This window comes from Rhodanobacter sp. B2A1Ga4 (genome assembly GCF_018101315.1).
GTDB lineage: Bacteria > Pseudomonadota > Gammaproteobacteria > Xanthomonadales > Rhodanobacteraceae > Rhodanobacter > Rhodanobacter thiooxydans_A.
In genome coordinates this window covers 298,125-312,204 of the sequence record NZ_JADBJR010000003.1, presented here as the reverse complement: position 1 = coordinate 312,204, position 14,080 = coordinate 298,125, and the positions used below count along the sequence as shown (strand labels likewise).

Below are 14,080 nucleotides of genomic sequence, written 5' to 3'. Positions count from 1 at the left end.
GATCATGCGTATTGCTTGCAAATCGCTATTGCTTGCGCGCCAGGCCGCAGTCTTTTTCGAGGTAGTTTGCGATCAGGTTGAGGGTTTCCCGCTGCTGGCGCGGGTACCACGGCATGCTGTGCTGCTGGTCGGCGATCAGGTGGAACTGGGCCGGGACGGTGCCATTGACGGCCTTGTAGAAATCGCGGGCGTGCCAGGACGGCGTGCGTACGTCGCGGTCGCCGACGAACAGCATGATGGGCAAGTCGGCCCTGGCGGTGTTTTGCATCGGATCCATGCCCTTGACGGTCTTGCCTTGCAGGATGCGCTGCAGGCGGTTGTCACTCCACGAAGTGCCCAGGCGTCCCAGGTTCGCCACCGGCGCACCGGCGATGGCGCATTTGAAGGGCGTGGGGTTGCGCACCGAGGCCGCCACCGCGGCAAAGCCGCCGTAGGAGTAGCCGAAGATGGCGATGCGATCCTTGGCCGCCATGCCCTGGGAAACCAGCCAGGCAGCGCCATCGTCGTTGTCGTCGGACATCTTCAGGCCCCACTGCTGGTCGCCGGCAAGCCACAGGTCGCGGCCCAGTCCTGCGGAGCCGCGGTATTGCGGGCGCAGTACGGCAAAGCCGCGCGAGGTGAGCAGCGGCACCCAGCCCGGAGCGTCCCAGCCCATGTAGTCGCGTGCCCAGGGGCCGCCATGGGGCATGACGACGGCAGACGCCGGGGCATCGCCTGGCTTCCAGCCAGCCGGCAAGTCGAGGATCGCGGGGATCTCGCGTCCGTCGCGTGCCTTGTAGCTTACCCAGCGCTCTTCGCCCGTCAGGCCGCTTGCTATCCCGGGGCGCTGACTGCCCAGGTTCACGATCTTCTTGTCCAGGATGAGGTGATAGGCGGGTGGCGCGTCGGCGCTCTGGGTGCTGAACAGCACCGTGGAGAGGTCGTCGGTGTAATCGGAAATCACGGCTTGCCGGTCAGGGAATGCCTGATTGATGCTCGCCTGGATCGCCTTCAGTGCCGGATCGACGTAGGTGGTCTGGCGATAGGGGCCGTCGATGACGAAGCCCACAACCTGATTGAAGTTGCTGGGGCGCGTGCTGAACAGCAAGCCGCCGATGGAGTAGCTCTGATCGGCAACGACAGGCTCCGGGTCGTATTTGTGCTGCACCGGGTCGTACAGGCGCGCCTGCACCTTGTCCGAGAATTGGTCGGTGAGCACGTAGTACTTGCCGGTAGCATCGTCGATGCCTGCAACGTTCACCGTGTAGCGGTCGGAGAGCCTGGTGGTCAGGGGCGTCTGCTGCTCCAGCTGCCCGGTCCTGGCGTTCAACAGGTACACCCGCTGCTGGTAGTCGTCTCCTGTCGGTACGATCTCCGACTTGGCCAGCACTTTGCCCGTGCGCGAGTCGAACAAGGCCGGTGTGGTGCGCGTGCCGCCGCGGAACAGCAGTTCCGTTTCCTTGGTCTTGAGATTGTAGAGGTAATAGTCGGAGGTCAGGCTGATTTCGCTCAGCTGCCGGATGATGACCCGGTCGGGGTCCAGCGGCAGCGTGTTAACCAACGACGCGGTACCGCTCAGTTCCAGGCAGCGCTGGGTCCGCTGGCTGACGCCGACCTTGCGCACGTCACTGGCGAAGGCCTCGTCGAACTGCTTCTGGTCGTCGCCGGTCAGGTAGGCCTTGGTCATGAAGGTCTTGGTGGCGCCGGTTGCCTTGCCTTCGCCGCAGCCGCCAAGATCGCCCGTCCACTCCTGGCGCGCCACCGTGAGAATCTTGCCGGCCTTGAGCGCATAGACGGAGATGAACTTCATGTGATCGCCGGAGGGCGTGACCACCTTGGGGCCGGCAGACAGCGAATGCATGTCCCAGGTGGCCAGCGCCGTCTCGTCCGCGTTCCGCGGCGAAGGAATCAGGGCGACCAGATGCCTGCCGTCCGGGCTCATGGACACCGACTGCAATGCCGGCAGGCGCGCCAGTGCCTCGATCGGTATGGTCTGGGTCGCCTGGCTCGGAATGGGTGCCAGGGCAATCCCCAGCGTGCTGGCAAGCAGAGTCCTGTAGAACATGTTCCGCATATCGTCGATACCTCATCCTTGGACCCATGGGCCCCGGCCATGGCGCATGAACCTGCTGGCAGGGAATCGAATGAAATTACGAAAATAGCAGAAAATGCGATAACTGAAGATGCAAAAATGCGTTGCAGGCCTGGCGGCTGCATCGACGGCCACAAGTGCTCAAATGCCAGCCGGGGGAAGGCTCACGGCTGCAGTGGGGTTCCCGGCGATGATTTTCGATTCCTGTTGCAGCAGCCCCTACAATGACCGCTTTTTATTGGGCTACCTGGATGCCGCCGTGATCTCCCGAGACGAATTCGACGCGCTGGTGGCACAGGGCCACACCCGCATCCCGCTGGTGCGCGAGGTGTTCTCCGACCTCGACACGCCGCTGTCGGTGTACCTGAAGCTGGCCGATGGCCCGTACACCTTCCTGTTCGAATCGGTCGAGGGCGGCGCCACCTGGGGGCGCTATTCGATCATCGGGCTGCCGGCGAAGCGGGTGTTCCGCCTGCGCGGGCATGAGCTGGAGGTGGAGGATTCCGGCGAGGTGATCGAGCGCCGGCACCTGGACGATCCATTGGCCGAAATCGAAAGCCTGCGCGCGCAGTACGACGTGCCGCGGCTGCCGCAGCTGCCCGCGTTCTCGGGCGGCCTGGTCGGCTACTTCGGCTTCGAGACGATCGGCTACATCGAGCCGCGCCTGGCGCAGTGGGATCGCGCCGACGAGCTGGGCACGCCCGACGTGCTGCTGATGCTGGCCGAGGAAGTGGCGGTGTTCGACAACCTCAAGGGCCGCCTGTACCTGATCGTGCACGCCGACCCCGCTCAGCCGCAGGCGTATGCCGAGGCGCAGCGCCGGCTAGACGCGCTGGTCTACCGGCTGCGCCAGGGCGGCGCATCGTACCCGCAGTTGACCCAGTCGATCGCACTGGACGAGGGCGATTTCAAGTCCTCGTTCACGAAGGACGAATTCGAGGCGATGGTGGAGAAGGCGAAGGAATACATCCGTGCCGGCGACATCTTCCAGGTGGTGCCGTCGCAGCGCCTCAGCGTCGGCTTCAACGCGCGTCCGGTGGACGTGTACCGCGCACTGCGCGCGCTGAATCCGTCGCCTTACATGTACTTCGTCGACCTCGGCGAAACGCAGATCGTGGGTTCCTCGCCGGAGATCCTGGCGCGCCTCAAGGACGGCAAGGTGGTGGTGCGCCCGCTGGCCGGCACGCGCAAGCGCGGCGCCACGGAAGCAGAAGACCAGGCGCTGGAAGCTGAATTGCTGGCCGATCCGAAGGAGCGCGCCGAACACGTGATGCTGATCGACCTGGGCCGCAACGACCTGGGCCGGATCAGCGAGACCGGCAGCGTGGAAGTGAGCGACTCGTTCGCGGTCGAGCGCTACTCGCACGTGATGCACATCGTGTCGCAGGTACAGGGCACGGTGCGCGAAGGGCTCAGCTACATGGACGTGCTGAAGGCCACCTTCCCGGCCGGCACGCTCTCGGGCGCGCCGAAGGTGCGCGCGCTGGAGATCATCCAGGAACTGGAACCGTACAAGCGCAATATCTACGGTGGCGCGATCGGCTGGATCGGCTGGTGGGGCGACGCCGACACCGCCATCGCGATCCGCACCGCGGTGATCCACGGCGGCCGCCTGCATGTGCAGGCCGGTGCCGGCATCGTCTACGACTCCGACCCCGCGGCCGAGTGGGAGGAGACGATGAACAAGGGCCGCGCGCTGTTCCGCGCGGTGGCGCAGGCGGCGAAGGGGCTGTAGCCACCGCATCGCAGCGTCTTGCCAAAGCCATCGTCAGGCAGCACGACCGGACGGATCCAGCGTTGGCGAGCAGGCGCCGGCACGCCGCCAGCTGGCGCAATTTCTTGCAGGGTTTCGCCGCGACTTGGTACGTTATATCGTTGCGTTTCCGATCTTCTGGCCAAGATGCGCCCGCATGAATAACCCGTGGTTCGAGTGCTGGCCTGGGCCGTCGAAACGATGGCTGCGGTGATCGGGCGAGTGTTGCCGGTGCTGCGCGCGACGCGCCCGCCGATGCGGCATCTGCTTGCCGCCGTCGCCGCGTTGTCGATCGCCGGTTGCGCGGTGGGTCCGGATTTCCACCGGCCGGCCGCCCCGGATGTCAGCAGCCTGACCGCCAGCCCGTTGCCGGCCACGACCAGCAGCGCGAGCGTCGCCGGAGGGCAGGCCCAGCACTTCGTTTCCGGTGGGGACATTCCTGCGCAGTGGTGGACGTTGTTCCATTCGCCCGCGCTCAACGCGCTGATCGAGCAGGCGTTGGCGCACAATCCCGACCTGAAGGCCGCGCAGGCGGCGTTGACGGTGGCGCACGAGAATACCCGGGCGCAACGTGGTGCCTACTACCCAGCCGTCGACGGCGGCTTCTCGGCCACCCGCCAGATGCAATCGCAGCAGGTCGCGCCCGGGCCGAACTATCCGGTGGTGCCCCAGGAATATCTGTACAGCTTCTTCACTCCGCAGCTCAGCATTTCGTATGCGCCGGACGTGTTCGGCCTGAACCGGCGCACGGTGGAGTCGCTGAAGGCGCAGGAACAGTCCGTGCGGTTCCAGATGATCGCCGCCCGCATCACGCTGAGTACCAACGTGGTGGCCGCGGCCGTGCAGCAGGCTTCGTTGCGCGCGCAGATCGCCGCGACCCGCGACTTGATCGCGATCAACACGAAGATGGTCGGCATCCTGCGCTACCAGCTGAGCAAGGGTTATGCCGGCCGGCTCGATCTTGCCGCGCAGGAATCACAGCTGGCCCAGCTGCAGGCCACGCTGCCGCCGTTGCTGACCCAGCTGGATCAGCAGAACAACCTGCTGGCGGTTCTGGCCGGGCGGTTGCCCAGCGAGGCGCCGGCGCAGGCATTCGACCTGGCCAGCCTGCACCTGCCGCAGCAACTGCCGTTGAGCCTGCCATCAAGCCTGGTGGCACAGCGTCCGGACGTGCGCCAGGCCGAGGCGAATATGCACGCGGCCAGCGCCAATATCGGCGTGGCCATCGCGAATCGGTTGCCGAATATTTCGTTGACCGCGAACGCGGGCAGCACCGCGGTGGCGATGGACCAGGTATTCAAGGCCGGCACGGGCTTCTGGGGCATCGGTGCCGATATCGCCGCGCCGATTTTTCACGGCGGCAGCCTGCTGCACCAGGAGCGCGCCGCCAAGGCGGCCTATGTGGAATCGGCCGAGCAATACCGCGGCACGGTGCTGACCGCGTTCCAGAACGTGGCCGATACGCTGGCCGCGCTGCAGCACGACGCCGAGGGCCTGCAGGCCGCGGCCACGGCCGCGGATGCCGCCAGACTCACGCTCGATCTGTCGCAGCGTCAGTACTGGGATGGCTACGCCAGCTACCTGACGTTGCTGAGTGCGGAACAGGGTTACCAGCAATCGCGCATTGCACTGGTGCAGGCGCAGGCGAGCCGCTATGCCGACACGGCGGCGTTGTTCCAGGCGCTGGGCGGCGGTTGGTGGCACGACACCAGGGCCGAAGGCGGGACCGCCGCTGCCGCTTCGCCCACCTCAAACCATGCCGCTGCATTCCGGGATAGCGATGAAAAGTAAATTGCCTTCGGTGGCGCCGTCGACGCCGCGAACGACGGCCATACTGCTGCCGGTCTTCGCGCTGGCGGCAGGGATAGCCCTCGCCGGATGCTCGTCGAAGGCCGATCCGCAGGCCGCCGCCGCCGACAAGCCACAGAACGTGACGCTGACGTCGGCGCAGCGTGAGCACATCCAGCTACTCACCCTTGCGCGCAGCAGCTTCCACCGCGGCATCGAGACCAGCGGCGTGGTGGATTTCGACCACGACCGCGCGACCCAGGTGCTGGCGCCGTTCTCCGGGCCGGTGACCGAGGTGCTGGTAAACCAGGGCGAAAAAGTCAAACAGGGCCAGCCGCTGGCGCGGGTGGATTCCCCCGACTTCGCGGCGGCGGCCAGTGCCTATCGCAAGGCGCTCGCTGCGGCGCAGGCTGCCGATCAGGTGGCTGCCAGGGATCGCGACCTGTTCGCGCACCAGGCGGTCTCGCAGCGCGAACATGCGCAGGCGCAATCCGATGCCATCGGTGCGGACGCCGATCGCGATGCCGCGCTGCAGGCGCTGCTGGCCCTGCATGTCGATCAGCCGACCATCGCGGCGATCCGCGAGGGCAGGCCGGTGGCGCGCGGTCAGGGCGTGATCCGCGCGCCGATCGCCGGCACCGTGGTCGAGAAGTCGATCGCGCCCGGGCAGTTGCTGGCGGCGGGTTCGACCCCCTGTTTCACCCTCGCCGACACCTCGACGATGTGGGTGATGGCGCAGCTGTTCGGTGACGAGCCGGCGGTGGTGCGGAATGGTGACGTGGCCACGGTCGACACCGCGGCGGGTGGCGCGAAGATCCACGGCAAGGTCACCAATGTCGGTGCGGTGGTCGACCCGGATACGCGCTCGGTCGGCGCGCGCGTGCTGGTCGACAACCCGGACGGCACGCTGCGGCGGCAGATGTACGTGCGCGTGCAGATCCAGTCGAGCGAGGCGCAGCAGGGGTTGCTGGTGCCGGTGTCGGCGGTGCTGCGCGACGACGAGAACCTGCCGTTCGTGTATGTGGTCGCGGCCGACGGTAGCTACGCGCAGCACGCGGTGACGCTGGGCGCGCGCGTCGATGATCGCTTCGTGATTCCCGAGGGCCTCCACGCCGGCGACAAGGTGGTGGTGGACGGCGCGATCTTCCTGCGCTTCATCCAGACCCAATGAGCGAGCAAACGCCACCCGAGGGAACGTCGCCGCGCCCGACGTCGCTGATCAACCGTATCGTCGCGTTCGCGCTGCAGCAACGCATGCTGATGGTGCTGCTGGCGCTGGGCCTGGCGGCGGCCGGCGTGTGGGCCTACCACACGCTGCCGATGGACGCGTACCCGAACCTGTCGCCGCCGATGGTGGACATCGTCACGCAGTGGCCCGGTCATTCCGCCGAGGAAGTGGAACGGTTGATCACGGTGCCGGTGGAGCTGGGACTGAACGCCATTCCCGGGCTGGTCACCAAGCGCTCCATTTCGCTGTATGGCCTGTCCGACGTCACCCTGACCTTCGCCGACGGCACCGACCCCTACTTCGCGCGCCAGCGCGTCTACAACCGCCTGCCCGGCATCACGCTGCCCGATGGCGTGGCGCCGTCGATGTCGCCGATGTCGCCGCCGTCCGGACTGGTCTATCGCTACGTGCTGCAGAGCACCGATCGCTCGCCGATGGAGCTGAAGACGCTCAACGACTGGGTAGTCGCGCCGCAGTACCGCTCGGTGCCCGGGGTGGCTGACGATTCCGGGTTCGGTGGGGGCACCATGCAGTACCAGGTGCTGCTCGATCCGATGAAGATCGCCGCGCTCGGCATGACGGTGGCGCAGGTCGAGGCGGCGCTGGCCGCCAACAACAGCAATGCCGGTGGCGGCTTCTATTCGCAGGGCGGGCAGTTCTTCTACGTGCGCGGGCTGGGCCGGCTCGAAACGGTGCAGGACATCGGCAACGTGGTGCTGGCGGTGCACGACGGCACGCCGATCCTGGTCAGGAACGTCGGCACGGTGGAGATCGGCATCGCGCCACGGCTGGGTGAGTTCGGCTACATGAACCAGGACGATGCGGTGGAAGGCGTGATCCTGGCGCTGACCGGATCGAAGACCGAGAACGTGCTGCAGCGGGTCGAGGCGAAGACGAAGGAGCTCAACAGCGAGATCCTGCCCAGGGACGTGAAGGTCCACCCGTTCTACGACCTCACCAACCTGATCCAGCAGACCAAGGGCGTGGTGATGCACAACCTGCTGCTGGGCATGCTGCTGGTGATCGCGGTGCTGATCTTCTTCCTGTACGACGTGCGTGCCGGCCTGATCGTGGCCGTGACGATCCCGCTGGCGCTGTTGTTTGCCTTCGTCTGCCTGGACCTGAAGAACGCGTCGGCCAACCTGCTGTCGATCGGCGCGGTGGATTTCGGCATCCTGGTCGATGGCGCGATCTTCATGGTCGAGAACATCTACCGCGAACTGGCCGCGCGGCAGGGCACCGAGTTCAACATCCGCGAAGTCATCCAGAGCGCCGCCTCGGAAGTCGACCGCCCGCTGGTCTACGCGGTGGCGGTGATCGTGGCCAGCTTCCTGCCGATCTACGTGCTCAGCGGGCCGTCCGGCACGCTGTTCAAGCCGATGGCCGACACCATGATCTTCGCCCTGGTCGGCTCGCTGCTGGTCACGCTGACCCTGCTGCCGGTGCTGTGCGCGCTGCTCATGCGCCGCGGTGTGCGCGAACGGCGCAACGCGATCTACGAGAAGTTCAAGGCGTGGTACGTGCGTGCGCTCGGGCGCTTCGAGCGCCATGCGTGGCGGGTGACCGCGGCGTCGGCGCTGTTGCTGGTGCTGGCGCTGGTGATGATGCGCGGCATCGGCGCCGAGTTCATGCCGCACCTGGACGAAGGCTCGCTGTGGGTGCGTGCCACCATGCCGTACACCATTTCCTTCAAGGAAGCGTCGAAGATCTCGCCGCAGATACGCGAGATCCTGCGCTCGTTCCCCGTGGTCACCACGGTCACTTCGGAATTGGGCAGGCCCGACGACGGCACCGATTCCACCGGTTTCTTCAACGACGAGTTCTTCGTCGGCCTGAAGCCGTACTCGCAGTGGGACGGCAAGTACCGCACCAAACAGGACCTGATCGACGCGATCAACAGGAAGCTCGAGGTATTTCCCGGCATCCAGTTCAACTACTCGCAGCCCGCCGAGGACGCCGTGGACGAGGCCGAGACCGGCCTGAAGAGCGCGCTGGCGGTGAAGATCTACGGACCTGACCTGCACGTGCTGCAGGCCAAGGGCAAGGCGATCAAGCAGGTGATGGGGAAGGTGCGCGGCATCACCGACCTGACCCTGGTGCACGAACTCGGCCAGCCGAACCTGGCGATCAAGATCGATCGCGCGAAGATCGCCCGCTACGGGATCAATGTCGACGATATCAACAAGCTGATCGAGGCGGCGATCGGTGGCGACGTCGCCACCGAAGTGGCGCAGGGCGAAAAGCAGTTCGACCTGCTGGTGCGCCTCGCACCGCAGTATCGCGACAACCCGCAGCAGATCGGCGAGATCCCGGTCGCCACGCCGGGTGGCCAGCAAATTCCACTGAAGGAGCTGGCCGACATCAGCGTCGCCAACGGCGCGTCCTTCATCTACCGCGAGAACGGTTCGCGCTACATCGGTGTGCAGTTCTCGGTGAGCGGGCGCGACCTGGCCGGTGCGGTGAACGATGCGATCACGCAAGTCGCCCGCGACGTGAAACTGCCGCACGGCTATCGGCTGGAGTGGGGTGGCGAGTACCAGGAGTACACCGCCTCGCGGGCGCAGATGAACGTGATCCTGCCGCTCACGCTGCTGCTGATCTTCGGCCTGTTGTTCGTGCTTTACGGCAACTTCAAGTTCCCGTTCATCACCGTGGTTGGCGTGCTGCTGTCCGCGCCGTTCGGCGCGATCCTGGCGATGTGGCTCACCGGCACGCCGTTCTCGGTGTCATCGGGCATCGGCTTCATCGTGCTGTTCGGTGTCTCGGTGCTGACCGGCGTGGTCTACATTTCCTGCGTCAATGAACTGCGCCTGGGCGGCATGCAGATCGGCAAGGCGGTGCACGAGGCGGCGGTACTGCGCCTGCGTCCGATCACGATGACCGCACTGGTGGCGGCGTTGGGCCTGTTGCCGGCGGCGATCGCCAGCGGCGTGGGCACCGACTCGCAGCGCCCGTTCGCGCTGGTGATCGTGGCCGGCATGCTGTCGCGACTGCTGATCGGCATGTTCCTGATGCCGGCGCTGTATGCGCTGGTGGCGCGACCGGCGGATCGGTTGCAGGTGTAGTAGATGGCGCTGGGTGGCCCGGCGCCGCTTGCTCAGCCGCCGCCTTCGGATTCGATCTGCTGCACGAGGTTGCCGAGGATGCGCAGGTCCTGCGCGTCGAGCTGGTCACCGTCCATGCCGCGGAAGTGGTGGTGGAAGGCACGCACCGCCGCGGCGCGATCATCCAGTGGATAGCCGATGACGGCCAGCGCCATCCACGGGTCGAAGCCGGCGGGCGGGTCGACCAGTACGCCCTGTGGCCAACGCCCGAAACCTGCGGCAGCCAGTTGCGGCCAGGGGAACAGCGGACCGGGATCGTCCTTGCGCGCGGGCGCGAAATCCTCATGGCCGACGATCTGCGTGCGCGGGATATGCAGGCGTTCGGTGAGGTCGGCGAGCAGGCGCAGCAGGCTGTCGATCTGCGCTGGCGCGAACGGCGTCGCGCCGTCGTTGTCCAGCTCGATGCCGATCGAGGCGGAGTTGATGTCGGTGATCGTGCCCCAGTGCCCCGGGCCGCCATGCCAGGCGCGCAACTGGTCGGACACCAGCTGGTAGATGTGGCCATCGGCGCCGATCAGGTAATGCGAGCTCACCGGGCCGCCGCTGTTCTTCGTGCGCAGGGTATCCAGGCTTTCCTGCACCGAATGCTGGTTGGTGTAGTGCAGCACGATCAGCACCGGCCGGCGGATGTCGTGGTTCGGCGACGGCACCCAGGTCGCCAGTGGGTTGCGCGGCGGCAGCGGGGCGCAGGCGGCGAGCAGCGCAACCAGCGTGAGCACGGTCGCGCGGCGCAGCAGGCGGTTCGACATAAGCGGACGTCTCATCAGGCTCACTGCAGGTAGGGTTGGGCGATCGCCAGCGCGGTGCGGTAAGGTTCCGGCTCGTTGCGGTTGCTGAGCAGGATCACGGTAAGGTGCTGCTGCGGCCAGCGCACGATCACGTTGCGGAAGCCGATGCTCTCGCCGGAATGCCACACGGTGTCGCCGGTGATGCGCCAGCCGTAGCCGTAGCTGGCCTCGTACGGCTCGCCGGTGACCTTCACGTGCGGGCTGAAGGCGAGCTTGCGCGAAGCGTCGCTGAGCAGCCGGTTGTCGTACAGCGCGGCGTCCCACTTCGCCAGGTCGTCGATCGAGGAATAGATGCCGCCGTCGCCGCGGGTCGCGCTGGTGACGCTCTGGTCGGTGCGCGTCCAGCGGCCGTTCTCCTCGCTGTAGCCGTAGGCGCGATCAGCCACGTCGGGGCCGCCGCGCTCATACAGCAGCGTGTGGTCCATGTGCAGCGGCCGGAAGATGCGCTGCTGCAGGTACAGCGGCAGGCTGATGCCGGAAGCGCGCTCCACCACCAGGCCGAGCAGCACGTAGCCCGAGTTGCTGTAGCGGTACGTGGTGCCCGGCGCGAAGTAGGTTTTCGAGGTGGCGGACAGCAGGCGCAGCACGTCGTTGTCGCTGACCTGCGCGGTGGTGCCGGGCGGGATCAGGTCTTCGTAGTCGACCAGGCCACCGGTGTGCGTGAGCAGCTGGCGCAGGGTGACCGTGGCCGTCGTTTCCGGCAGCGAAGGCAGCCAGCGGCGCACCGGATCGTCGAGGTTGAGCCGGCCGTTCTCGGCCAGCAGCAGGATCGCCGCAGCGGTGAACTGCTTGCTCACCGAGGCGAGCCGATAGTTGCTGGCCGGCGTGGCCTTGTCTTCTTTTTCGAGGTTGGCCAGGCCGTAGCTGCGGCGGACGATCGGCTTGCCGTCCTTGAGTACCAGCAGCGAGGCCCCGGGGACGTCGCCGGCGTAGCGCTGCATCAGCGCGTCGATCGGGTCGACCGGCCTGGTGTCGCTGGCACAGCCGCCGAGCAGCAAGGTCAGTGCAAGACCGGCGAGCAGTTTTCGCATGGCAGATTCCCCCTGGATTTTACGCGGTGCCGTCATTGCACCGGCACGTCGTAGAGCGTGTGCGGCGTCGGCTCCGGCACCAGCGTGTAATGCCACCATTCCATCGGATAGTTGCGGAAGCCCTCGCGCTGCATCGCATCGCGCAACAGCAGGCGGTTCGCGTGTTGCGACGCGGTGACGTCGGGCGCATCGGTGTGCGCGCGCACGTCGAAAAAGTCGAAGTCGGTGCCCATGTCCAGCGGCTCGCAGCGCGTGCCGTCGGCGGCGCAGCGTTCCAGCGTGAGGTCGATGGTGGCGCCGCGGCTGTGGCCGGAGACGGGTGCGATGTAATCGCCGAGCAATTTCGACTTGTCCAGCGTGGGGTAGTGCTGCGGCTTGGTGCGCTGGTCGGCCAGGTCGTGCGCCCAGCGCACGAAGTGCGCCACCGCGCGGGCGGGGCGATAGCAGTCCCAGATCTTCAGGCGCAGCTGCCGCGCGCGCAGTTCGCGCTCGACCCGCGCCAGCGCTTCGGCGACCGGACGCAGCAGCAGGCACTTCGGCGCCAGGTAGCCGTCCACCGGCGTGCCCACGAAGTTGTCGTGGCCGGCGTACCTGATGTCCTCGGCGATGTCCGGCACCAGCGTGCGGATATCGACCAGGTTCGCCGCGGCGGCGGTCTTCGCCGGCGACAGCGCCAGGGGCTGGTCTGCAAGGCTGGCGGTGGACCAGCCGATGGCCGCGAGCAGTGCGATGGCGGCGAGCGGGCGGCGCATCAGCGGCAACTCCCGACACGCTGGAAATCGAGGTCTTCGTAATCGGAGCTGAAGTCGCCCAGCGGATCGAGCTTGGCCATGCGCAGGCCGATCGGCTGGCCGCCGGAGGCCGCCTGGAAATCCAGCCACGCGTCGAGGTCGGCCGAGTCGTCCCAGTGCACCAGGTAGCGGCTGCCCAGGCGCATCACGGTGCCGGCCAGCGTCGGCGACTTAGCGGCGGCGAAATGCATCGCCCCATCGCGCGGGCACAGCATGACGTCGCCGAACCACGGGTCGCGATACTGCCCGCTCCAGCGTGCCAGTTCGGCGGCGCTGGCCGGCTGCTGGCGCGAAGTGTCAATGGCGGACGCTGCCGCGGGCTTCTGTTTCGCCCGCTGCTCCAGCGCGTCGGCATACCAGTCCACGCCGCGATGGTCGCCCGGGGCGGTGAAGTGTTTCATCAGAACCTCGCCGAGCACGGTGCGCGCGTCGCCGGCGTCGCCGTTGATCATGAACACGAAGCCGCTGTCGCGATCCGGCAGCAGGGCCAGCATCGAGTACATGCCGTTCAACGTGCCGGTGTGCCACACGCTCCACTGGCCGTCGGCGTCGGCCATGCGCCAGCCGTAGCCGTAGGCCATCACGTGGGTGTGGTCCCAGGCGCGGCGTTGCGCGGAGACAGGGATCAGCATGTGCGGCGCCTGCAGCACGTCGCGCTGCACCGGCGACAGCCACTGCAGCTGCGCGTGCGTGGGCGCCAGCCAGTTGCGCGCCCAGCTCAGCATGTCGGTGAGGTCGCAGCGGATGCCGCCGGCCGCCGCGGAGGTGATCGCGGGGATTGCCGCGGCCTCGGGCATCGCGACGTTGCGCTCGCCCTCGCGACGGTGCGGCGCGGCCACGTCGCCGACCTCATCGCGGTTCCATGCACCGACCTGGCAGCGGTCCAGCCCCAGCGGCGCGAACACCTCGCGGCGCATCAGCGTTTCGTACGGTGCGCCGCCTGCGGCGGCGGCCACTTCGCCGGCGACCACGTAGAGCAGGTTGTCGTACTGGTACTGCGAGCGGAAACTGTAGCCGGGCTTGATGAAGGCCAGGCCGTGGATGATGTCGGCGCGGGTGAACGTGTTCGGCTCCGGCCACAACATCAGGTCGCCGCCGCCCTCGGGCAGGCCGCTGGAGTGAGTGAGCAGGTCGGCCACGCGCATGTTCGCGGTGACCCACGGGTCGTTCATGCGGAACTGCGGCAGGTACTTCGTCACCGGGTCGTCCCAGCGCAGCTTGCCCTGGTCGACCAGCCGGCCGAGCAGGGCGGTGGTCATCGCCTTGCTGTTTGAGGCGATCTTGAACAGCGTGCGCGGGGTGACTGGCTGGCCCGAGCCGGCGACGGTCTCGCCGGCGGTGCGGGTGTAGACGACCTGACCGTTTTCGACCACGCCGACAGCGATGCCGGGAAGGTGGTAGCGGGCAACGACGGCGTCGACGATTTTGTCGTAAGCGCGGCTGGCGGATTGGGCGGCGGCGACCGGTGGTGCGAGCAGGAGCAGAAAAGCAAGAGCACCCCATCCCAACCCTCCCCTGCGTTGCAG

9 protein-coding genes are annotated in these 14,080 nt (G+C 67.0%); 4 read left to right on the top strand and 5 right to left on the bottom strand.

Annotation, left to right across the window (positions count from 1 at the left end):
* Nucleotides 1-25 precede the first annotated feature (25 nt).
* Nucleotides 26-2,044 carry a prolyl oligopeptidase family serine peptidase gene (locus IMW82_RS12285; RefSeq protein WP_244754299.1) on the bottom strand — a complete coding sequence of 673 codons (2,019 nt, stop codon included), beginning with the start codon at nucleotides 2,042-2,044 and terminating at the stop codon, nucleotides 26-28.
* Between the two features lie 286 nt (nucleotides 2,045-2,330).
* On the opposite strand from IMW82_RS12285, the gene trpE reads away from it, so the two are divergent.
* From trpE to IMW82_RS12265, 4 genes are all read left to right on the top strand, one after another.
* On the top strand, nucleotides 2,331-3,806 hold the full coding sequence (trpE, locus tag IMW82_RS12280) for an anthranilate synthase component I (RefSeq protein WP_211004638.1): 1,476 nt from the start codon (nucleotides 2,331-2,333) through the stop codon (nucleotides 3,804-3,806).
* Nucleotides 3,807-4,079: 273 nt separating this feature from the next.
* Nucleotides 4,080-5,615, top strand: coding sequence for an efflux transporter outer membrane subunit (locus tag IMW82_RS12275; protein ID WP_244754310.1), 1,536 nt, complete (start codon nucleotides 4,080-4,082; stop codon nucleotides 5,613-5,615).
* Nucleotides 5,605-6,783, top strand: coding sequence for an efflux RND transporter periplasmic adaptor subunit (locus tag IMW82_RS12270; RefSeq protein WP_211004637.1), 1,179 nt, complete (start codon nucleotides 5,605-5,607; stop codon nucleotides 6,781-6,783). The genes IMW82_RS12275 and IMW82_RS12270 overlap by 11 nt, the downstream gene beginning before the upstream one ends.
* Nucleotides 6,780-9,905 carry a CusA/CzcA family heavy metal efflux RND transporter gene (locus IMW82_RS12265; RefSeq protein ID WP_211200213.1) on the top strand — a complete coding sequence of 1,042 codons (3,126 nt, stop codon included), beginning with the start codon at nucleotides 6,780-6,782 and terminating at the stop codon, nucleotides 9,903-9,905. The genes IMW82_RS12270 and IMW82_RS12265 overlap by 4 nt, the downstream gene beginning before the upstream one ends.
* Before the next feature lie 32 nt (nucleotides 9,906-9,937).
* Here the strand turns inward: IMW82_RS12265 and IMW82_RS12260 are convergent, their stop codons facing one another.
* The 4 genes from IMW82_RS12260 to IMW82_RS12245 are packed head-to-tail and all read right to left on the bottom strand — an operon-like array spanning nucleotide 9,938 to nucleotide 14,062.
* Nucleotides 9,938-10,708 (bottom strand): N-acetylmuramoyl-L-alanine amidase, encoded by a 771-nt coding sequence (locus IMW82_RS12260; RefSeq protein ID WP_211004636.1) that lies wholly within the window; start codon nucleotides 10,706-10,708, stop codon nucleotides 9,938-9,940.
* Nucleotides 10,709-10,713: 5 nt separating this feature from the next.
* On the bottom strand, nucleotides 10,714-11,763 hold the full coding sequence (locus IMW82_RS12255) for a serine hydrolase domain-containing protein (RefSeq protein ID WP_211004635.1): 1,050 nt from the start codon (nucleotides 11,761-11,763) through the stop codon (nucleotides 10,714-10,716).
* 32 nt (nucleotides 11,764-11,795) lie between these two features.
* Nucleotides 11,796-12,515, bottom strand: a complete 720-nt coding sequence (locus IMW82_RS12250; protein ID WP_211004634.1) for a M15 family metallopeptidase — start codon at nucleotides 12,513-12,515, stop codon at nucleotides 11,796-11,798.
* On the bottom strand, nucleotides 12,515-14,062 hold the full coding sequence (locus tag IMW82_RS12245) for a serine hydrolase (protein WP_211004633.1): 1,548 nt from the start codon (nucleotides 14,060-14,062) through the stop codon (nucleotides 12,515-12,517). Before IMW82_RS12245 ends, IMW82_RS12250 begins: the two co-directional genes overlap by 1 nt.
* Between the last annotated feature and the right edge of the window lie 18 nt (nucleotides 14,063-14,080).

Bases quoted from the DNA above. Each gene is read 5' to 3' on its own strand.
- IMW82_RS12285 (WP_244754299.1), bottom strand. From the start codon at position 2,044: ATGTTCTACAGGACTCTGCTTGCCAGCACGCTGGGGATTGCCCTGGCA.
- IMW82_RS12275 (WP_244754310.1), top strand. From the start codon at position 4,080: ATGCGGCATCTGCTTGCCGCCGTCGCCGCGTTGTCGATCGCCGGTTGC.
- IMW82_RS12270 (WP_211004637.1), top strand. From the start codon at position 5,605: ATGAAAAGTAAATTGCCTTCGGTGGCGCCGTCGACGCCGCGAACGACG.
- IMW82_RS12265 (WP_211200213.1), top strand. From the start codon at position 6,780: ATGAGCGAGCAAACGCCACCCGAGGGAACGTCGCCGCGCCCGACGTCG.
- IMW82_RS12260 (WP_211004636.1), bottom strand. From the start codon at position 10,708: ATGAGACGTCCGCTTATGTCGAACCGCCTGCTGCGCCGCGCGACCGTG.
- IMW82_RS12255 (WP_211004635.1), bottom strand. From the start codon at position 11,763: ATGCGAAAACTGCTCGCCGGTCTTGCACTGACCTTGCTGCTCGGCGGC.
- IMW82_RS12250 (WP_211004634.1), bottom strand. From the start codon at position 12,515: ATGCGCCGCCCGCTCGCCGCCATCGCACTGCTCGCGGCCATCGGCTGG.